Here is a 19,798-nt window from a genome sequence, read left to right as displayed (position 1 = left end):
TACAATACGGGTTCTTTAGTTTTATAGGAGCTGTGTGGTGAATCCCGACCCCGGCGACAGTGCTAGTCGATCTATGTTCGACCTATCTATGTCCAGGCGCGTTCAGGCCCGCTGATTCCTTCACAGCTTGCCGCGTCCTGGAAATTTCAGGGCGTGGTGTCTCAGGCGGCTGTTCTGCTGCCTCAAATTCCCCGCCATTTCATTCTCTGGAAAGCCTTTGGCTTTCCGAATCTTGATGTGTTGCAACTTTTATGTGCAATAGGGGGAATGTATGCGTATTTTCGATCTCTTTTTGCGCCGTGCCGGCATCCAGGCTTCTGCCCTGCGTGCTCGTGCCCCTTTGTCCGTCTCCCGTTTGACGGTTGTCTGCCCTCGTGGCGATCTGGCCCAGATCCGGCGTCGTATTTACTCGGACCTGAATACCGCGGGCATCCGCGTGGCCAATGTGCAGGTAGACCATTCCGATACGCACGATACGGCGTGCGTGACCTTGACTTGCCCGCCTGAGCTGCGTGCAGAACTGATGCAGCGTGCCCGACTGATTCGGGATTATCCCGGTGTGCTGAATGTGAAGTGGGCAGGGCGGGAGCGTATTGCTATAAACTAAACCGCAACTGGATTTGTTGCGGATGGCGCTGCTATGTCCTTGCTCGACTGGCTGACACCTTGGGAGTTTTCTCCTGTTCTGCTTTTGACCTTCTTGCTGGTCATCGCTTTGTACGTCCGGGGGCGGCAAGTACACCGCCCCAATCTTTTGCGCCAGTCCTTCTTCTGGATTGGCCTGATTCTCCTCTACCTTTCCTTGCACACGCGCCTGGACTATTACGCCGAGCGCATGTTCTTCATCCATCGGGCCCAGCATTTGATCTTGCATCATCTGGGCCCCTTGTTCCTGATGGGTGCCTATCCCGGTCAAACCTTGCGTGCGGGGCTGCCGTTGAGCTGGCGGCGGGCTTTGGCTCAATGGTTGCGCCGACCCAGTGGCCGACGTGTTCAGGCTGTCCTGACCAACCCGATACTGGTCGCCTTTCTGTTTGTTTTCCTGGTCCTGATCTGGATGCTGCCTACGGTGCAGTTCTATTCCATGCTGGACTGGCGTTTGTACCGTTTGATGAATTGGTCTGTGGTCATCAGCGGGATCATGTACTGGAACCTGATTCTGGATCGTCGGCCTTCACCACCGGCCCGGCTGTCGGTGGGTGGGCGTATACTTTCGCCGGTTATTACGATGGTGCCGCAGATGATTGTGGGCGCCGTCATCACATTTACTGAATACGACCTTTATCCGATTTTCGATTTATGCGGTCGTGCCATTCCGGGTATGGATGCGCTGGCTGATCAGGTCATGGGTGGCCTGATTATGTGGGTGCTGGCCGGTCTGGTTGAAGTGTTTGGCCTTTTGTATGCCTTGGGCACCTTGATGCGCCTGTCAGCGCGTCACCGTTTGCCAGAATCTCGCAAGCGGACAAGCGCTATGATGGTCAGGGCCAATTGATTTTGTCGGGAGTATCCATGCAGTTTAAACCCGCCCGTTCCGCGCTTTCTCTATGCCTGGCTTTGTCGCTGGCTTTCGGTTCAGTGTTGCCTGTGCAGGCGCAGCCTGTGGGCATCCCTTCAATGGGAGCAGCTTCGGGTGCCGAGTTGTCTCCGGCTTTGGAGCGGACTTTGGGCAATGCCATCATGGAGCAGGGCAGGCGTTCACCCGACTATGTCTCGGACCCGGATATCAATCAGTATTTGACGGATATGGGCCGCAAGCTGGCCCAGTACGGTCCTGCCATGGCGCAGCCAGTGACGGTATTTGCCCTGCGTGATAGCAGCATCAACGCCTTCGCCTTGCCCGGTGGCTATATCGGTATTCATAGCGGGCTGTTCACGGCTTCACAGTCCGAGTCCGAATTGGCCTCGGTGCTGGCTCACGAAATTGCCCACGTAGCGCAACGTCACGTGGCTCGCGGTATTACCCAAAGTGCGCAAAGCAACCATTTGCTGATTGCTGCTCTGGCCGGAGCCTTGTTGGGGGCCCTGGCGGGCAGTGGTGATCTGGCTATGGGGGCGGCTGCTTTCGGACAAGCAGCGGCCGTGGATAGGCAGCTGGGTTTTTCTCGTCAGGCCGAGCAAGAAGCTGACCGCGTCGGTTTCGAGATGCTGCTCAAGGCTGGTTATGAGCCACAAGGCATGGTGCAGATGTTTCAGCGTCTGGCCGCGGCTTCGCGTCTGAATGAGCGCGCGACAGCCAATGAGTACGCCAGCACTCACCCCATGTCTCAGCAGCGTGAATCGGACATCAGTAACCGGGTGCGCGGTCTGCCAGCCAGTAATTATCAGGACACCCCTTCGTTCTGGTATATCCGTGCGAAGTTGATGGTGATGCAGGCTGGGGGTGGGCAGTCCTTGCGTGTTCTGGAGCAGGCGCTGCAAAGCACGAACCAGTCACAAAGTGATCTGGAGCGCTCTGCGGCGCAATACGGTCTGGCCTATATTGCGCAAGGCCGTCAGGATTATGAACAGGCTCGTGCGCATCTGACCGAAGCGCGGGGACAGGGCAAATTCCAGGCTCCGGAGCTGGATACCCTGGGTATACGCATTGCGATTGCCGATCGAGATGTGCAAGGTGCTTTGAATTTGGCCAAGCAGGCCTGGCAGCGTTGGCCCAAGAGCCAAGGCGTGGCTTTGGCTTATGTGCAGGTTTTGCAGCAATTGGGGCAAAACGATCAGGCGCAGGCTTTCTTGATGGAGCGTATCAAGCAATGGCCTGATGAACCCCAGCTGCATCAGTTGCTGGCACAAACCTATGATCGTTTGGGCGACGGTGTAAAGGCCCGACGTACCATGGCTGAGTACTATCAATTAGTGGGGGCTCTGCCTACCGCTGTGGAGCAATTGCAGCAGGCCCGCAATTTGACCCAAGACTTCTATCAGCAATCCGAGCTGGATACGCAGATTCGTCAATTGCGTGAACGTGTGGAAAGTGAGCGTATCTTGCTGGAGCGTTTCCGCTCCTGATGAGCCCGCAGGCCCGCTTTAGCCAATCTTAGCTATTGGTTTCAAAGAAGCGGGCCAGTCTTGCGGGTAACCAACCCATATTGCCGGGGATGCTGCCCGTGATGAAACCGACGTGCCCGCCTTCGGCAGGTTGATGCAGCAGGATGGAGTCCGAGCAGTCCTGAATGGTCGGCAAGCTGGCATGCGGCACGAAAGGATCGTTGCGAGCATTCAAAACGAGCGTAGGGATTTTGATATTGCGCAGCAAAGGCTTGCTGGATGCGCGCGTCCAGTAATCCAGCGCATGGCTGAAGCCGTGCATGGGCGCGGTATAAATGTCGTCGAAGTCGCGTATGGTGCGGGCCTGATTCAAGCGGGCAGTATCGACCATGCCTGGAAAACGGTGGGTCTTGTCCTGCAGCTTGCTGCGCATGCTTTTCAGAAAATAGGGCGAGTAAAACCAGCGGCCCATTCGGGATTCGGACAGGTAGCGGCCGCAAGCGACCAGATCCAGTGGTACCGAAATGGATGCACATGCCTGCAACCAGGACACTTCATCACCCGCTTCCCCCAAATATTTGAGCATGGCATTGCCGCCCAGCGAGGTGCCGGCTACGTGCCAGCGCACATTGGGCAGATGGCCTCGAACCGTATTCAGGATAAAGCTGATTTCTTCCGAGTCACCCGAGTAATAGGCGCGTGCCATGCGATTCGGGAAGCCCGAGCAGCCCCGGAAATGAGCGACCACCACAATCCAGCCACGGGCGCGGAAGTACTGGGCGATTGCCTGGATGTAATGGCTGCGGCTGCTGCCTTCCAGCCCATGAAACAGAACCAGGGCATGGGTATCGGCCGTGCTGGGCAGGCTGTCCCAATCCTGGGGCTGCATCCAGCGACGGGCGGCGGTGCGGGATAAGTGGGCGTCGGGTTGGGCGGTGGCACCGTTGGCCAGCTTGTCGGCAAACAGACCAGGCCCGGTCCAGTCCAGGTCCAGGAAGTCGCCATCGGGTGTATCAATCCTTTGACGGACAAAGGCGATATGGTGATGGCGGGCAAAAAATGCCCCATGAATGGTCTGTATGTGTCCGCCAGGCAACCAGGCGGGCAGGGGGCAGGCGCTGGCATCCAGACGGGCAACCGTATCGGCATGACGCCAGGGTTGCGCGTCAGCTCCGGGCACAGGGCCCGGCTCTATCGCATTGCCAGAGGGGGGAGCAGTGGGGTCCAACGAAGCCAGATTCAGAAATTAATGACCGTGAACTTTCTCGCCTTCTTTCAGGCGGTAGCGGGCACCACAGTAAGGGCAAGCGGCTTCGCCGGTCTTGCTGATATCGATATACACGCGGGGGTGCATGTTCCACAGTGTGCCACCTGGACGGGGGCAGTGCACGGGCAGATCGTCGGCTCCGACCATAATCAGTTCGTGATCTGCTTTTTTAGGTTCGATAGCGGCGCTCATAAGGTTCCTGATAACAATGAGAGAGGTAAGAATACCGTGCACGCAACGGCGGTGCCGAACTTTACGTGCGTAGACTAGCGATTGTAGCAAGACCCGGCCTGTTTTTTCTTGACCTTATCAACAGAGCAAGATGTTCGTGCCTCGGTTTTGCTTCTAGAATAAGAAAAATCATAAGCAAAGCTGCCGCCGCTGTTTACAGCTTGCGGGCAGCACATCTCAGGAGACGGCGTGTCAGCCATCACAAGATTATCGGCCTTGTTGCCTAGTGCACAGGATCGTGTACACATGCGCGCCGGTTTCATCGACTTCATTCCCGCCTTGATTGCCACTGTGGTCTGGGGCTTTGTAACGGGCGTGGCCATGGTCAAGTCCGGCTTGAGCGGGTTTGAAGCCACCTTGATGACCTTGTTTGTGTATGCGGGCTCGGCCCAGCTGACGGCCTTGCCGCTGATCGAGTCCCACGCGCCCTTGTGGTTGATTTTCACTGCCGGGTTCATCGTCAATATTCGCTTCATTATTTTTGGAGCGGCCTTGCAGCCTTTTTTTCGTCATCTGAGCTGGAAGAAACGCCTGGGCCTGGGCTATATCACCAGTGACATGGTGTTTGTGCTGTTCATGTCCAAGTATGGCGACTCCAAAGAGCGCGGCTCTCGCGAGCATCTTTGGTATTACCTGGGAATCATCCTGCCTGGTTGGCTAAGCTGGCAGATTGCCTCCTTGTCAGGCATTGTGCTCAGTGCCTATGTGCCGCCTTCCTGGTCGCTGGAGTTTGCGGCCATTCTGGCCCTGCTGGCGCTCCTGATTCCCTTGGTCAACAACCGTGCCATGTGGGCCTGTTTGATTACGGCCAGCGTGATTGCATGGGTCGGACAGGCGCTGCCCCTGCGTTTGGGGCTGGTGGCAGCGGTGCTTGGCGGAGTGCTGGCTGGCGTGGCGGCAGAACAACTGCAACGGCATAGGGATGCACGGTGATGAGCGATTGGCAGTATGATTGGTACGTTTTGGGTGCAATCGCCCTGTTGGTGTTGTGCAGCTTGCTCACCCGCTCCGGCTATTTCATGTTTGGTGATTTGCTGCCCCTGACCGAACGTATGCGGCGCGCCTTGCGCTTTGCTCCGGTAGCTGCTCTGGCAGCAATCATTATCCCGGAACTTTTGCCTTGGGCTTACGGCGACACCCCCCGATTGGATATTAAAGCTCTGGCCAGCCTGGTGGCTGTGCTGGTGTTCATCCGTACCCGTAACGCTGTTTGGGTAATCGTGGCCGGGATGGTGGCGTTCTGGCTGATACGTGCCGTGATGCCATAAAATCCTGACCCGAGTACTGACATGCCCGTGACTGCTGTGAGGCAGGCGGGCATAAGTTAAAATAGGATTGTTACAAATGCTTGCCACTGGTGGCAAGCCGACTTTTTGCGTACATGACAGATAAAACTCCTTCGACCCCCAATGACCTTACGTTTGCTGATTTCGGTCTGCACCCTGGAATATTAAGCGCCGTTACCGAGGCGGGATATTCCAAGCCTACGCCTATTCAGGCCGAGGCGATTCCCGTGGTGCTGGCCGGCCGTGATGTCATGGGGGCAGCCCAGACGGGTACAGGTAAGACGGCAGCCTTTTCCTTGCCTATCCTGAATCGTCTGATGGCGCACGCCACGACCAGCGCTTCGCCCGCCCGCCACCCGGTGCGGGCTTTGGTGTTGACACCAACACGCGAGCTGGCCGACCAGGTGGCCGAGAGCATTGCGCTCTACAGCAAATCGGTCCCCTTGCGCTCGACGGTAGTGTTCGGTGGTGTGGATATTGGTCCGCAAAAAGAAGCCCTGCGCCGTGGTGTTGAAATTGTCATCGCCACCCCAGGCCGTCTGCTTGATCACATTGATCAGCGCACGATCAATTTAAGCCAGGTCAGCATTCTGGTGCTGGATGAAGCTGACCGCATGCTGGATATGGGCTTCCTGCCCGATCTGGACCGTATTGTGTCCTTGCTGCCGAAGAATCGTCAGGGCCTGTTGTTCTCGGCGACGTTCAGCAAGGAAATCCGCAAGCTGGCCCGCAACTTCCTGAATGATCCGGTCGAGATCGAAGTGGCTGCCCGCAACGCGACCGCATCGACAGTCACCCAGGTGGTGTACCCCATGTCGGCGGACGAGAAGCGTCGTGCCGTGGCGCATCTGATCAAGACCAAGAAGCTGACCCAGACTATCGTCTTTTCCAATACCAAGATTGGTGCTGGTCAACTGGCCCGCTATCTGGAGCGTGAAGGCATCAAGGCGGAATCCATCCACGGCAATAAAAGCCAGCTGGAGCGCATGAAGGTACTGGACGCCTTCAAGAGCGGCAGTGTGGATGTGTTGGTAGCAACTGATGTGGCCGCCCGCGGTCTGGACGTGGCCGGTATGCCTTGCGTGATCAACGTGGACTTGCCGTACAACGCTGAAGACTACGTGCACCGTATTGGCCGTACTGGTCGTGCTGGCGCCTCGGGTGAAGCCATTGCCCTGATGGCTCCTGATGAAGAGCATTTGCTGCAAGAAATTGAGAAGCTGATTGGCACGGCTGTGCCACGTCTGAAGCTGGATCTGCCAGCGGCTGCCTCCTCGTCCCGTTCCGGTTCCAACCGTCACGAGCGTGGCGAGCGTCGTTCGTATCAGTCGAACACGCCACCCGTGGATGAATTTTTCCTCAAGCCTTACGAGCCATCGACCGCTGCTGCGCCCAAGCCAGCGGTGACGACTCCTTCCAATACAACGCGCAAGCGTTCGGTGGGTGTGCTGTTAGGCGGCGGCCGCTACTAAGGCGCGCAAATCCCCAGGCCCGGCATCAACGACCGGGCTGCGTTCGGAGATGCTGTGCACCAGACGCTCCAGATGTTCGATATGAGGCAGCATGGGACCGTAGAAAACGGTCCCATTTTCGTTCTGGATCAGCAGCGTGGGGAAATCTTCAATATCTTCATCGCCCACTAGCTCGGGCTGCTCTTCAATATCAATCCAGATCAGGCAAGCCTGGGGAAACTGTGTGGCCAAAGCCTCAAAAGCGGGTTGATACTGCTGACAGGTTTTGCACCATTCGGCGCAGAAACAGGCAATCAACAAAGCATCGGGTTCGGCTTGCAGGTGGGCCGCCAGGGCGGTCAGATCGTGTTGGGCGTTGAACAAGGCCATAATTTCATACAGACAAAAAGAAGCGACTGTGTCTATGATACTCGGGTAATCGATTTTGCTTAGCAGGAGCAGTATGTCCGTATCTTCGTCTGCCCCATCGCGATCGGGCCCTGCTGGCGGTTGGGCCAGCATCTCCATCGCCTTCAAGCGTTCTTTGGTGTCGCAATTTCAGCCACGCATGCTGGTGGCCCTGGTCATGCCTTTCCTGATCATGTTTGTGGGCCTGATTTTACTGAGCTGGCTATTGTGGACCCCCATTCAGACCTGGTTGCTGGAGCTGCTGGGGGGCTGGAATGCCTTTGAATCCGTGGATCAGTGGTTGGTGGGCTTGGGCCTGTTCTCGCTGAAAGTGTATCTGGCGCCCTTGTTGGCTTTAGGCATTTTGTTGCCTCTGGCCGGTGTGTTGGGCCTGATTATTGCCGCTGTGCTGGTCATGCCTTTGGTCCTGGGCCATTTGCAGCAGAAAGACTATCCCGATCTGATCAAGCAAGGCCACAATGCCACGGTCTACAGCGTCTGGAACGCGGTGTGGGTGGGAACCTTGTTTGTAGTGGGTTGGCTGGTCACCTTGCCGTTATGGATTTTTCCTCCTTTTGCGCTGATTTTGCCCGTGCTGTGGTGGGTTTTTGCCCTGACGCGCATGTTGCGGGTGGATTCCCTGGTTGAGCACGCGAATGTGCAAGAGCGCAAATATCTGTGGTCCCGTCTGAATAGCCAGTACTGGTTGATCGGTCTGATCTTTGCCCTTTTGAACCTGATTCCACCGGCCTGGCTGGTCTTGCCTGTGTTCTCGGCTCTGGTATTTGCCCACTTCTCTTTGGAAAATCTTCGTCGCCTGCGCCAGCACGAGGCAACAGCGGCTTCTACTACGCTTATTGACCATGACAACTAAGGATCAAGCCATTATTCGTCTGATTATTATTGGCGACGAAATCCTGTCGGGACGTCGCTACGATAAACACTTTTCAAAACTGATCGAGCTGCTGGGGGCCAGGGGCTTGCAGCTGGGAGGCGCCCAGATCATCCCTGATGACCTGGATACGATTGCCGCCACCCTGGAGCGCAGTTTTGCGACGCCGGATATTGTGTTTTGCTGTGGTGGGATTGGTGCGACACCGGATGATCAAACCCGCCAGGCGGCGGCCAAGGCTTTGGGTGTGGAGCTGAGGCTGCATCCCGAGGCCGCAGCCTTGATTGCTGAGCGCTGTGCTGAAAATGAGCGTAATGGCGTGGGTAGTGCGGATATGTCCTTGCCCGAGAACCAGCAGCGCCTGCAGATGGGTGTGTTCCCGGTGGGTGCCGAAATTGTGCCCAACGTCTACAACAAGATTCCCGGTTTTTTCATTCACAATCACACCTTCATGCCGGGTTTTCCTGTGATGGCCTGGCCCATGATGGAGTGGACGCTGGATACTCGCTATCGGGAACTGCACCATCAGGCTCATCGAGTCGAACACTCTTTCCTGGCCTTTAACTTGCCAGAGTCGCGTGTTACGCCGGCCATGGAGCATGTAGAGCTAAATTGGCCAGGTGTGAAAGCGTTTAGCCTGCCCAGCGTGGGGGAAGCGGGCGGACAGCCACATATTGATCTGGGCGTTAAAGGGGAGCCGGAACCAGCGGCAGAGGCCTTGGCCTATTTGCGCCAGCAGGTGCTGGACTTGGGTGGGAGCTTGAGCCCTGCGCTAAAATAGCGCTTGCCAAGCGCGCGACCATTTCATATTATGGAATTTGTTGCGTTGCATCATAATTCTCCTAATAATGACAACAAATTCCTTTACGCCCTCAGGCGCGTCGTCAAACAATGGTGGTCAGATGTCGATCCAGGTTCTGGAACGCGCCATGATTCTATTGGACGAACTGGCCAAGCAATCTGAGCCAGTGGCATTGAAGAATCTGGCGGCTGCAACTGGCCTGCATACCTCAACCACTCACCGTATCCTGAACGATCTGGTAGTGGGGCGTTATGTGGAGCGCGTGGACAGCGGTTTATACCGACTGGGCATGCGTTTGCTGGAGCTGGGCTCCCTGGTTAAAGGCCGTCTGAATGTGCGTGCGGCTTCCCTGGGCCCCATGCGCGAGCTGCACAAGTACACCGGACAAACGGTGAATCTGTCCTTGCAGCAGGGCGATGAAATTGTCTATGTGGAACGTTCCTGGAGCGAGAGCTCGGGTATGCAGGTGGTGCGCGCCATTGGTGGCCATGCACCTTTGCATTTGACCTCGACCGGCAAGCTGTTTCTGGCTTCCTGGGAACCGCGGCAGGTGCGGGCCTACGTCATGCGTACCGGCTTGGCCGGTGCTACCCGTAACAGCATTACTCAACTGGAATTGCTGGAGCGCGAATTGGCGCAAGTTCGTCGTCTGGGCTATGCCCGCGATAACGAGGAGCTGGAGATGGGTGTGCGCTGTATTGCGGCTGGTGTGTATGACGACACCGGCAAGCTTTTGGCCGGTCTGTCTTTATCTGCTCCGGCCGAGCGTTTGCACGACGACTGGATTCCCGTTTTGCTGAATACCGCCGCTAAAATTTCCGAAACGCTGGGATACGACAAACAGCGTTAAGTCTGTGTTTTAGTGTTGTTTTTCCAGTCTTGATTACAAGTCCATGACGGTTTTGTTGCAGCGCAACAAATTACGTTGACTTTGTTTTGGATAGCGCTTAAAGTTGAATTGTTGCGGTGCAACATAGAAGGTTTGCCTTGCGTAGTTGCGAATGGGCCGGGCCTTCTTCAGACCCTTGTCTAGTAACACTGACACTAATTTCACGCTGGCTTGACCCAGGCCACGTATCTCCAAGGAAAACATCATGAGTGCTATTCCACAAAACGTACTGGAATCCCAACAAGCTACTTTGAACAACCTGTTCGCTGCTCAAGGTCAATTGCTGCAAGGCTTTGAAAAACTGGTTGGTCTGAACCTGAATCTGCTGCGCAGCTCGCTGGAACAAGCGGCTGGCCAATCCCAGCAAGTTATCAACGCCAAAGACGTGCAAGACGTTGTGGCCCTGTCGCAAAGCGTGGCCAAGCCTAATGCTGCCCAGGCTCTGGAATACGGCAAAAGCGTTTACGACATCTTCTCCGATCTGCAACTGAACCTGTCGCGTATCGCTGAAGCTCAACTGGCTCAAGGTCAACAGCACGCCGCTGACGCTATCGACCAGCTGGCCAAAAATGCGCCTACCGGTACCGAAAGCGCTGTTGCTTTGCTGAAGTCTTCCTTCGCCACGGCTTCCAACGCTGCTGAAACCGTTGTCAAGGCTGCTCGCCAAGCTGCTGATGCTGCTGAAAGCAACATCCAGGCTGCCACCAACGCCAGCCTGAAAGCTGCTGCTCAAGTCACCGAAGCCAGCAACAAAACGGTTGAAGCCGCTGCCGCTGCTGCGACTGCTGCTACCAGCAAGAAGTAAGTTTTTGCTTGTCTGATTTAATCAGGCGCTAAAGAAAAAGCCAGCTCATTGAGCTGGCTTTTTTCTTGCGTGCAGTGCCAATAGTGAACGTGCTTCAGGGTGCTAGTGCCCGCGTTACGCGGGCACGATGCGTTTTACAGGGCGCGAATGCACTCGGAAATCAGGGCCGGGCCTTTGTAAATCAAGCCGGTATACAGCTGTACCGCCTGGGCTCCGGCCTGGATCTTTTCCTGAGCCTGACGGCCAGATTCAATACCGCCAACACCAATAATAGGGAAGTCGGGGCCTAGTTGCTCGCGCAGACGACGAATGACGTTCAAGGATAATTCGTGCACTGGTGGACCGGACAAACCGCCTTGCTCCTGGCCGTGGCGCAAACCCTGTACGGCATCGCGCGACAAGGTGGTATTGGTGGCAATAATGCCGTCCAGACCTTGCGATGGAACCGTGTCCGCAATGGCATCAATTTGTGATTGATCCAGGTCAGGAGCGATTTTCACCACGATAGGCACGTAGCGTTGGTGCTCTTGTGCCAATTCCGTACGTAGCGCTTGCAAGGAACCGAGCAGACGAGCCAGTTCATCCTGAGCCTGCAAGGCACGCAGGTTTTGCGTGTTGGGTGAGGAGATATTCACAGTGACGTAATCGGCGTGGGGGTAGACCGCACGCAGACACGTCAGATAGTCCTGATCGGCCTGTTCAATAGGGGTGCTCGCGTTCTTGCCAATATTCAGGCCCAGAATGCCGCCTTGCGAGCGGAACTGGCTTTTGCGCACATTTTCAATAAAGGTATCCAGGCCGTGGTTGTTAAAGCCAAAGCGATTGATCAGGCTATTGGCTTCAGGCAAGCGGAACAGGCGTGGTTTGGGATTGCCGGGCTGCGCTTTCGGGGTCACTGTGCCAACTTCGACAAAACCAAAGCCCAGTGCGCCCAGGGCATCAATATGCGCGCCATTCTTATCCAGGCCTGCGGCCAGACCCACAGGATTGCGCAGCTTCAAACCCATCAGTTCCAGAGGCTTGCTGGGCAGGTCTTTCAGCAAACTGCCCAAAATAGGAGTTTGGTGGGCGCAATGCAGGGATTTCAGAGTCAGTTCGTGAGCGTGTTCAGCATCCAGACTGAACAGCACCCGGCGAGCCAAGGGATAAAGGCTGAATAGGGCAGACATGGGGATCGATAAAAGAGGACGTTAAGCCAGCCATTCCCAACGACCTTTCATCAGGAGCTGGTAGGGGCGAAAGCGGGTTTTGTAGGCCATTTTACGGCTTTCTTCGATCCAGTAGCCTAAATAGAGCCAGGGCAGGGATTGTTGACGGCAATAGTCCAACTGCCAGAGCACGGCGTAGGTGCCCAGACTGCCGGTGTCGTCGGGATCAAAAAAGGTATAGACAGCGGAAAGCCCGTCTTGCAGCACGTCGATGACGGCCACAATTTTCAAGGTACCGTCGGGTTCACGAAACTCCAGCAGGCGCGAAGTGACATGGCTGGCCAGCAGAAACTGGGCGTACTGGGACTGGTCGTCCTCGTCCATGCCGGCGCCGGGGTGGCGACTGGCCTGGTAACGGCGGTACAGCTCGTAGTGTTCGGCATTCCAGTGCAGGGGCAGGTCTTGTACGACCAGATTGCCGTGGCGTTTTTTGGCACGGCGCTGGGCACGGTCAGGCTGAAAATGCAGGGTGTCACAACGCAGGGGCAGGCAAGCGCGGCACTGGTCGCAATAGGGGCGATAGGTGAAGGTGCCGCTGCGTCGAAAGCCTTGCTGGACCAGCTTGGAGTAAACCGTGTCGTTAATCAGGTGAGCAGGAGCGGCAACCAGCGAGCGTGCCTGTTGTTCTGGCAGGTAACTGCAACGATAGCTGGCCGTGGAATAGAATTGCAGCGTTTGGGGACTGGGTGCTTTGGGATAATTCATGCGACTCTGCCAAGCGTGATAGAGCCATTATGGGATGCTCGCGCCAGCCTAGCAAGTTGGGGGCAGGCCTAGTTGCAATGCCCCACGCGGCCAGACCGGGCTGGGTTGATCTTTGGCCCAGGCCAGGGCAGCCATAAAGTCTTTCCGGGGGATGGGGCTGGCACCCAGACTGGCCAGATGCGATGTCTCTTGCTGGCAGTCTATATACGGGATGCCCGCGAACTTCAGGAACTCCACCAGATGGGCCAGGGCGATCTTGCTGGCATCGGTTTGCAAGGCAAACATGGATTCGCCAAAGAAAAAGCGGCCCAGATTCACCCCATACAAACCGCCGACCAGCTTGCCGCCCATCCAGGTTTCTACGCTGTGGGCGTAGCCACTGTGGTGCAAATCTGTATAGACCTGCTCAATATCCGGGCTGATCCAGGTGCCGGTCGCACTACGTTGGGCGGCGCATTGGCCTATAACTTGCTCAAAGGCCAGATCGCAGGTGACACGGACAGGGGCGTCGTCCTGATCTTGCTGCCGTGCAATCTGGCGCAGTTTTTTGCCCAGGGAGCGGGAAATCTTGAATTGATCGACCTCCAGCACCATGCGCGGATCAGGAGACCACCACAGAACCGGGTCGCCAGGGCTGTACCAGGGAAACATGCCCTGGCTATAGGCTTCCAGGAGGCGTGGAACGCTTAAATCCAGACCGGCAGCCACCAGCCCTTCGGGGCTGGCGTGTTCAGGGCTGGGCAGGGCCTGATCAGGAGCGACCCATACAAGCGACATGATCAGCCGTGGTCGCGGGGGGCGATATCAAATTCGTGAATCTGGAAGCGGCCTGCCTTGTGGTCTTCGACGTAACGCTCCAGGGTGGCGGTTACGGTGCGAAAAGCCAGGTTGTCCCAAGGGATGTCGTCCAGGTGGAAGAAGCGGGCTTCTAGGGACTCCGGACCGGGGTCCAGCACGTCGCTGATGACTTTGGCCAAGTAGTACACGTGAACTTGTTCAGCGTAAGGTACGCTGATAACGGTAAAGAGTGGGCCGGGTTCGACTTGCGCACCCGCTTCCTCGCCCATTTCACGCAAGGCGCCTTGCCCCAGCGTTTCGCCCAGCTCCATGAAACCGGCGGGCAAGGTCCAGGTGTTGTAGCGCGGCTCGATAGCGCGACGGCACAGCAAGACCTGATCGTCCTTCCACATGGGCACAATACCGACCACATTGCGGGGATTCTGGTAGTGCACCGCGCCGCAATTTTCGCAGACATCACGCATGCGGTTATCGTCCGGGGGCACCAGGCGTGTCAATTTGCTGCCACATTGATTGCAGAAGTTTTGCGTGCGTGGGGCGGGGAAATAGAAAGAGGCGGATGGCTGGGTCATGCAGATTCTGTGATGGCGGTTCAAATGGGATCGGGCTCTGGCAAAACAATATACGCCAATTCCTCGGCGGGCGACACGCAGGACGACCAGACTGTCAGGGAACAGGCTTGTGGGTAAGCGGGCAAGGACCAGCCTTCGCTGCGCTGGGCTTGCTCCAGATCCAGACTCTCCAGGCCGTGTTGGTCTGTGCGTAACTGTTCCAGCAGGGCAGGAACATCACGACCCGCCAACAAGGCCGGGCCTGCGGAGGTGCGCAAATAGAGCCTGCCCTCAGCGCTGATGTACCAGGCCTGAATAGTTTCAACAGGTCGGCCAGTATGGTCTTGCAAATGGGCTTGATCCTGGGCCAGGGACACAATCAGTGGGGCGGCGTCCAGACGGACATAAACACGTTGCGGACCATTCTGGATAAACCAGCGGCCTTGTTCGTCCGCCTGATAATTGCGGTTGAAAAATGCCAACAAACCCTGGTGGGCAATGCGCTCGCCCACTTTCCCTGGGTGCTGGTTAGCATCGCCAGCCGGGTGATGACGCCAATGACCAGACTGATCCAAAGAGATATACCCGCTGACAGCGGGTACATTGGGCCATTTTTTCATGGCATCCATAACAGCAGCATCCATAAGTTTCAGCCTTGCAGGGACGAAAACAAAGGGTGGCACCGATACGGTTGCCACCCTTGACGGTGTAGGGCCGACGACAAGGTCGACCCTGGGGCAAGGCGAGTTTGCGCCTTAAGCCATATAACTGCGCTGCATGGTTCCGGGGATGGTGTGCGAAAGAGGCTTTTCAACTTTGATTTCCGGTGTGTCGTTGCCTTGCAGGGCTTTGGATAACAAATTGGACAAGCGTTCGCGCACGTCTTGGGGCACATGACTAAATACGCCCGATAGCCACTCGATGTAATAGGGCAGCAGGTGCTCGCACAACTCTTGTCCGGCCTCGGTGAGTTTAACAGTGAGCACGCGGCGGTCCGAGGTATTGTTCTAGCGTACCAGCAATTGCTGCTGTTCCAGCCCGTCGAGCAGGCCGGTGATGGTGGCGCGGGTCACGCCAGCTTGTTCTGCCAATAGCGCGGGGCTCAGGCCAGAGGGTTGGCGGCTAAGCAAGAACAGCAGAACCAGACGTCCTTCGGACAGACCAAATTCGTTCAGAACAGAGCTGGAAGCGCGATTAATGCTGGAGGCCAGCGACAGAACGCGTAAACACAGTTCGATATCCTCGGTTTTAGGGTGGGCCTGGCGTTGGGATTCGCTCAGGATAGTTTGATATTTCAGATCGAGTAATTTCATAGTGCTGTGCCGTTAAGGAGTGCGCGGCAAAGAGCAGTAGTTATTTAGAAAGAATCAATAAAACCCAATAAAAACGGGTTTGCTTTCTTTTATTACTGAGCCGCTGCTTTTAATGTGGAAATTTATCTTATTTTTTAATTCCATTTTTACTGATTTAAACATCTTTTATTGATTAGGAATTTTCATTTAGTAAAATAAGTTCAATTTTTTTCAGTATAAGCGGCTATGGGTTTACAGAATAGTCGTAAAGCCTGTGTATACTCTTTTGCCTTCCTTTTTTTCTCAAACTGCAAGGTTTCCGGACTTCCTATCCGGGCAGCATGGGATGATTTTTGATCCTGTGCTGTGAGTCTTATGGCTTGAACGCATCAAAATGATGCAAGCGCGCAACGCTCGTGTCCAAAGCGCCAGACTCTTGTTACAGACATGATGAGCGAGCTATATCGGAGATACACCGCTAAATTAAGTGAGTTTTCAACTGTCAGTCAGGAAGACAAGGCGGCCCAACTCAAGAAAAACCGCAAAACGACGTGCATGTGAGCGCTCGGCGTTTACAATGTTCAAAGCGCTTCCCGAGCTCGACGATGCCTTCAAAAAAGGCGGTTGGATCATTCACCCCGCTTGGCGGATTGCAATAGAGGCCCGTTTTTTACGGGCCTTTGCTTTCCGGAATTGGATACAAGCATTATCCAAAGCTTATTAGCGGTATTTGCCAGCATGTCCCCGAGCCCCTGCCAAGTTCGCAAGAAATGGTAGGGCTTTGTTCCGTTTGTAGTCCGGGATTGAGTATGAGGCGTATCAAAAAAGTCTTGCTATCGTTATTAAGGAAACGAAGGAATTATGAGTCAGTTCCGTATCGAACATGATTTGCTGGGAGACCGCCAAGTCCCCGATGAAGTCTATTATGGTGTTCATACCTTGCGTGCCAAGGAGAATTTCCACATTACCGGTACGCCTATTTCAACTTACCCGGAACTGATTAATGCTCTGGCGCTGGTCAAGCAGGCAGCTGCTCAGGCCAATTTCAAACTGGGTTTGCTGGAGCAGGATAAGCACGACGCCATTGTGGCTGCATGTCAGGCCGTACAGGCGGGCAAGTGCCATGAGCATTTCGTGGTAGACATGATTCAGGGCGGCGCAGGTACCTCGACCAATATGAATGCCAACGAGGTTATTTGTAACCTGGCCTTGGAACATATGGGGCACAAGCGCGGCGAGTACCAGTATCTTCACCCCAATGAAGATGTGAACATGGCCCAAAGCACCAACGATGTCTATCCAACGGCTTTGCACCTGGCTGCCTACCGTTCGCTGGACCCGCTGTTTGCCGCCATGGAACGTCTGCGCGACGCCTTCCTGAAAAAGTCCGAGGAATTCTCCTCGTACATGAAGATTGGCCGCACTCAGTTGCAAGATGCTGTGCCCATGACCCTGGGTCAGGAGTTCAACGCCTTTGCCACCATGATCAACGAAGACATCGTGCGTCTGAAAGAATCGCGCAAGCTGATGTGTGACGTGAATCTGGGCGGTACGGCTATTGGTACCGGCATTACGGCTCACCCTGAGTATGCTCAGCTGGCTGTGGCTGCCTTGTCCGATCTATCCGGTGTTCAACTGCGTGTCTCTGACGATTTGATCGAAGCCACTCAGGATTGCGGCGGTTTCCTGCACCTGTCGGGTGTGTTGAAGCGCGCTGCCGTCAAGCTGTCCAAGCTGTCCAACGACTTGCGTCTGCTCTCCAGTGGCCCTCGTGCTGGTATGGGTGAAATTTGTCTGCCCGCCGTGCAAGCTGGTTCGTCCATCATGCCCGGTAAAGTCAACCCCGTGATCCCTGAAGTGGTCAACCAGGTTGCCTTTGAAGTGATTGGTGCCGACATGACCGTGACCATGGCTGCTGAAGCCGGTCAGTTGCAGCTGAACGCGTTTGAGCCTGTGATTATTCACTCCCTGTTGCGTAGCATGGCTTTGTTGAGCAATGCTTGCGACACGCTGACCCAGTTCTGCGTGGTAGGTATCACTGCCAACCGTGAATGCCTGGAAAGCAATATCGAGCGTTCCATTTCCCTGGTCACCGCCTTGAACCCGTTCATCGGTTACAAAGCTGCTACCTCGGTTGCCGCCGAAGCCTTCCAGACAGGTACCAATATTCGTGACGTGGTTCTCAAGCGTGGTTTGATGGATGCCGAGACCCTGAATGACGTGTTGCGTGCCGAATCGCTGATCCAACCTCGTGATCTGCGTGCTGCTGACCCAGCCTGAACCAATCTGAACCAGGCCTGATTGGCCAGTCTTGGCCGACGCCGGTAACAGTTTGGGAAGCCTCCATTGTGGGGGCTTTTTTCTGTCCGCTCGATTCGTAAAGAGAGATACTGTCGCTTGTCTACAGGCAAGGAGCAGCGGGGGATGATGGAGTCGGTTTACTGGGCGGTGGCTGTTGGCGCCATTGTGGCGGGTTTTGTGCAGGGTTTGTCGGGATTTGCCTTTGGCATGGTGGCCATGTCCTGCTGGGCCTGGTTTCTGGAGCCTCAACTGGCCTCGGTGCTGGCGGTATGCGGTGCCTGGACAGGGCAGATGATTGCCGCCTTCACCCGGCGGCGTACCTCTTATTGGCAGATCCTGTTGCCGTCTATAGGACTGGTGATGCTGGCTGTGCTGATCCCTGTGCTGGCGGGCGCGCGCCTGTATGTGGGCATTAGCCAAAGCACGTTTCGGGCCATTGTTTTAAGTCTGTTGACCCTGTCCGGCATTGCCATGCTGGTCTCGTCCGTGCCGCAGCTGCTGGCGCGCTAGAGCAGGTGGTTGAAGCCTCTAGGGTAATGCTCTATATCGAAAAAAGGCCTGTTTACCTGATAATAAATGTCGGCGATGGGAATGCATTTCGGCTTCCCGCCCACTGGAGCAGAGCCTGTGAGGTTTCTGGGATTTCAATTGTTGTTTGGTGATCACTTGGCACGCAGTGTGCGTGGGGTATCCTGCGCGCCCCCCTGCAAGGCTTGAGCCCAAGTTTCAAGGCGTTTTTACGCCATCTTTGATTACCTGATTGCAACTGGAGTCTGCTATGACTGACTTGTTTGAAAATCCAATGGGCCTGATGGGCTTTGAGTTCATCGAATTTGCCGCTCCCCAGCCTGGTGTGATGGAACCTGTCTTCGAGATGATGGGGTTCACCAAAGTGGCGGTACACCGCTCCAAGAAAGTGTCCCTGTATCGCCAGGGTGAGATCAATCTGATCCTGAACGAAGAACCCAAGAGCCACGCTGCTTACTTTGCCGCCGAGCATGGCCCTTCGGCCTGCGGCATGGCGTTCCGGGTGCGTGATGCGCAAAAAGCCTACGAGCGCGCGCTGGAACTGGGTGCCCAACCCGTCGATATTCCTACCGGACCGATGGAACTGCGTCTGCCTGCCATCAAGGGTATTGGTGGTGCCCCTCTGTACCTGATCGACCGTTTTGGTGAAGGCAACTCCATCTACGATATTGATTTCGTTTACCTGGACGGCGTGGATCGTCATCCCGTGGGCGCGGGCCTGAAAGAAATCGATCACCTGACCCATAACGTGTATCGCGGCCGCATGGCTTACTGGGCCCAGTTCTATGAGCACCTGTTCAACTTCCGTGAGATTCGCTATTTCGACATCAAGGGCGAATATACCGGCCTGACGTCCAAGGCCATGACCGCCCCCGATGGCAAAATCCGCATTCCCCTGAACGAGGAATCTGCCAAGGGCTCGGGCCAGATCGAAGAATTCCTGATGCAGTTCAATGGTGAAGGCATTCAGCACGTGGCTTTCCTGACCGACGATCTGATCGCCTCCTGGGACAAGCTCAAGGCCATGGGCATGCGCTTTATGACCGCACCGCCACAAACCTATTACGAGATGCTGGAAGGCCGCCTGCCTGCACACGGTGAACCCACCGCAGAACTGCAAAGCCGTGGCATTTTGCTGGACGGCACATCGGAAGGTGGCCACCGCCGTCTCTTGCTGCAGATTTTCTCTGAAACCTTGATGGGCCCCGTGTTCTTCGAGTTCATTCAGCGCAAGGGCGATGATGGTTTTGGTGAAGGCAACTTCAAGGCCTTGTTTGAATCCATCGAGCGCGATCAGTTGCGCCGTGGTGTCTTGCAGGCCGAGTAACAAGGTTCTGCGCCTGTGCTGGACGCACGGGTGTTGATCTGTCCCCACTGTTTGGCGATGGCAAACAGTGGG

At 55.8% G+C, this 19,798-nt stretch carries 23 protein-coding genes; 13 read left to right on the top strand and 10 right to left on the bottom strand.

From position 1 onward, the window contains the following. Window positions 1-271 precede the first annotated feature (271 nt). From NBV64_RS14480 to NBV64_RS14470, 3 genes are read left to right on the top strand one after another with little or no spacing between them, the layout of a single operon-like run. Window positions 272-607, top strand: coding sequence for a hypothetical protein (locus tag NBV64_RS14480; protein WP_003803097.1), 336 nt, complete (start codon window positions 272-274; stop codon window positions 605-607). Between the two features lie 33 nt (window positions 608-640). Continuing rightward, window positions 641-1,495, top strand: coding sequence for a cytochrome c oxidase assembly protein (locus NBV64_RS14475; RefSeq protein ID WP_250756015.1), 855 nt, complete (start codon window positions 641-643; stop codon window positions 1,493-1,495). A 17-nt stretch (window positions 1,496-1,512) separates the two neighbouring features. Continuing rightward, complete coding sequence (locus NBV64_RS14470) at window positions 1,513-3,006, top strand: M48 family metalloprotease (protein ID WP_250756014.1); 1,494 nt, start codon at window positions 1,513-1,515, stop codon at window positions 3,004-3,006. 28 nt (window positions 3,007-3,034) lie between these two features. On the opposite strand, the gene NBV64_RS14465 is transcribed toward NBV64_RS14470, so the two are convergent. Together NBV64_RS14465 and NBV64_RS14460 are read right to left on the bottom strand one after the other, a co-directional pair. Next, window positions 3,035-4,165 carry a YheT family hydrolase gene (locus NBV64_RS14465; RefSeq protein WP_009460098.1) on the bottom strand — a complete coding sequence of 377 codons (1,131 nt, stop codon included), beginning with the start codon at window positions 4,163-4,165 and terminating at the stop codon, window positions 3,035-3,037. A gap of 66 nt (window positions 4,166-4,231) precedes the next feature. Further along, on the bottom strand, window positions 4,232-4,444 hold the full coding sequence (locus tag NBV64_RS14460) for a zinc-finger domain-containing protein (RefSeq protein ID WP_021446957.1): 213 nt from the start codon (window positions 4,442-4,444) through the stop codon (window positions 4,232-4,234). A 285-nt stretch (window positions 4,445-4,729) separates the two neighbouring features. Between NBV64_RS14460 and NBV64_RS14455 the strand changes: the two genes are divergently transcribed. The 3 genes from NBV64_RS14455 to NBV64_RS14445 all read left to right on the top strand — a co-directional run bounded on the left by NBV64_RS14455 (window position 4,730) and on the right by NBV64_RS14445 (window position 7,241). Continuing rightward, window positions 4,730-5,416, top strand: a complete 687-nt coding sequence (locus NBV64_RS14455) for an AzlC family ABC transporter permease (RefSeq protein ID WP_009460096.1) — start codon at window positions 4,730-4,732, stop codon at window positions 5,414-5,416. Next, window positions 5,416-5,751 (top strand): AzlD domain-containing protein, encoded by a 336-nt coding sequence (locus NBV64_RS14450; protein ID WP_009460095.1) that lies wholly within the window; start codon window positions 5,416-5,418, stop codon window positions 5,749-5,751. The genes NBV64_RS14455 and NBV64_RS14450 overlap by 1 nt, the downstream gene beginning before the upstream one ends. A 113-nt stretch (window positions 5,752-5,864) precedes the next feature. Continuing rightward, window positions 5,865-7,241: a DEAD/DEAH box helicase gene (locus tag NBV64_RS14445; protein ID WP_080748056.1), complete on the top strand. Its 1,377-nt coding sequence runs from the start codon at window positions 5,865-5,867 to the stop codon at window positions 7,239-7,241. On the opposite strand, the gene NBV64_RS14440 is transcribed toward NBV64_RS14445, so the two are convergent. After that, the gene (locus tag NBV64_RS14440; RefSeq protein WP_009460093.1) at window positions 7,221-7,610 is read right to left on the bottom strand and encodes a thioredoxin family protein; all 390 of its coding nucleotides are present in this window, start codon (window positions 7,608-7,610) and stop codon (window positions 7,221-7,223) included. The genes NBV64_RS14445 and NBV64_RS14440 overlap by 21 nt on opposite strands. Before the next feature lie 73 nt (window positions 7,611-7,683). Between NBV64_RS14440 and NBV64_RS14435 the strand changes: the two genes are divergently transcribed. The 4 genes from NBV64_RS14435 to phaP all read left to right on the top strand — a co-directional run bounded on the left by NBV64_RS14435 (window position 7,684) and on the right by phaP (window position 11,016). Next, entirely contained in the window at window positions 7,684-8,502 is an 819-nt protein-coding gene (locus NBV64_RS14435) for an EI24 domain-containing protein (protein WP_250756013.1), read from the top strand. After that, window positions 8,492-9,301, top strand: a complete 810-nt coding sequence (locus NBV64_RS14430; RefSeq protein WP_250756012.1) for a competence/damage-inducible protein A — start codon at window positions 8,492-8,494, stop codon at window positions 9,299-9,301. The genes NBV64_RS14435 and NBV64_RS14430 overlap by 11 nt, the downstream gene beginning before the upstream one ends. A 121-nt stretch (window positions 9,302-9,422) precedes the next feature. Then, on the top strand, window positions 9,423-10,172 hold the full coding sequence (locus NBV64_RS14425) for an IclR family transcriptional regulator (RefSeq protein ID WP_009460091.1): 750 nt from the start codon (window positions 9,423-9,425) through the stop codon (window positions 10,170-10,172). A gap of 244 nt (window positions 10,173-10,416) precedes the next feature. Next, on the top strand, window positions 10,417-11,016 hold the full coding sequence (gene phaP / locus NBV64_RS14420; protein ID WP_009460089.1) for a TIGR01841 family phasin: 600 nt from the start codon (window positions 10,417-10,419) through the stop codon (window positions 11,014-11,016). 134 nt (window positions 11,017-11,150) lie between these two features. Here phaP and NBV64_RS14415 read toward each other — a convergent pair whose 3' ends face one another. The 7 genes from NBV64_RS14415 to NBV64_RS14385 all read right to left on the bottom strand — a co-directional run bounded on the left by NBV64_RS14415 (window position 11,151) and on the right by NBV64_RS14385 (window position 15,591). Further along, window positions 11,151-12,185 (bottom strand): quinone-dependent dihydroorotate dehydrogenase, encoded by a 1,035-nt coding sequence (locus NBV64_RS14415; RefSeq protein WP_021446955.1) that lies wholly within the window; start codon window positions 12,183-12,185, stop codon window positions 11,151-11,153. 21 nt (window positions 12,186-12,206) lie between these two features. Next, window positions 12,207-12,929, bottom strand: coding sequence for an arginyltransferase (locus NBV64_RS14410; protein ID WP_021446954.1), 723 nt, complete (start codon window positions 12,927-12,929; stop codon window positions 12,207-12,209). Between the two features lie 48 nt (window positions 12,930-12,977). Then, window positions 12,978-13,706: a leucyl/phenylalanyl-tRNA--protein transferase gene (gene aat / locus NBV64_RS14405; protein WP_009460086.1), complete on the bottom strand. Its 729-nt coding sequence runs from the start codon at window positions 13,704-13,706 to the stop codon at window positions 12,978-12,980. A gap of 2 nt (window positions 13,707-13,708) precedes the next feature. Beyond that, entirely contained in the window at window positions 13,709-14,299 is a 591-nt protein-coding gene (locus NBV64_RS14400; RefSeq protein ID WP_009460085.1) for an NUDIX hydrolase, read from the bottom strand. A 20-nt stretch (window positions 14,300-14,319) separates the two neighbouring features. Continuing rightward, on the bottom strand, window positions 14,320-14,922 hold the full coding sequence (locus tag NBV64_RS14395) for a DUF2946 family protein (RefSeq protein ID WP_009460084.1): 603 nt from the start codon (window positions 14,920-14,922) through the stop codon (window positions 14,320-14,322). Between the two features lie 111 nt (window positions 14,923-15,033). Continuing rightward, window positions 15,034-15,264, bottom strand: coding sequence for a winged helix DNA-binding protein (locus NBV64_RS14390; RefSeq protein ID WP_250756011.1), 231 nt, complete (start codon window positions 15,262-15,264; stop codon window positions 15,034-15,036). 21 nt (window positions 15,265-15,285) lie between these two features. Then, window positions 15,286-15,591 carry a MarR family winged helix-turn-helix transcriptional regulator gene (locus NBV64_RS14385; RefSeq protein ID WP_250756010.1) on the bottom strand — a complete coding sequence of 102 codons (306 nt, stop codon included), beginning with the start codon at window positions 15,589-15,591 and terminating at the stop codon, window positions 15,286-15,288. Window positions 15,592-16,431: 840 nt separating this feature from the next. Here NBV64_RS14385 and aspA point away from each other — a divergent pair. The 3 genes from aspA to hppD all read left to right on the top strand — a co-directional run bounded on the left by aspA (window position 16,432) and on the right by hppD (window position 19,726). Further along, a complete protein-coding gene (gene aspA / locus NBV64_RS14380; RefSeq protein ID WP_009460082.1) occupies window positions 16,432-17,850 on the top strand; it encodes an aspartate ammonia-lyase in 1,419 nt (472 codons plus the stop codon). A gap of 147 nt (window positions 17,851-17,997) precedes the next feature. Further along, window positions 17,998-18,381, top strand: a complete 384-nt coding sequence (locus tag NBV64_RS14375) for a TSUP family transporter (RefSeq protein ID WP_250757248.1) — start codon at window positions 17,998-18,000, stop codon at window positions 18,379-18,381. 268 nt (window positions 18,382-18,649) lie between these two features. Continuing rightward, entirely contained in the window at window positions 18,650-19,726 is a 1,077-nt protein-coding gene (gene hppD / locus NBV64_RS14370; protein ID WP_026484753.1) for a 4-hydroxyphenylpyruvate dioxygenase, read from the top strand. Window positions 19,727-19,798: the final 72 nt, after the last annotated feature.

The sequence above is a fragment of the Alcaligenes sp. DN25 genome (assembly GCF_023674485.1).
Taxonomy (GTDB): domain Bacteria; phylum Pseudomonadota; class Gammaproteobacteria; order Burkholderiales; family Burkholderiaceae_B; genus Alcaligenes; species Alcaligenes phenolicus.
This window is presented reverse-complemented; position numbering and strand designations above follow the sequence as displayed.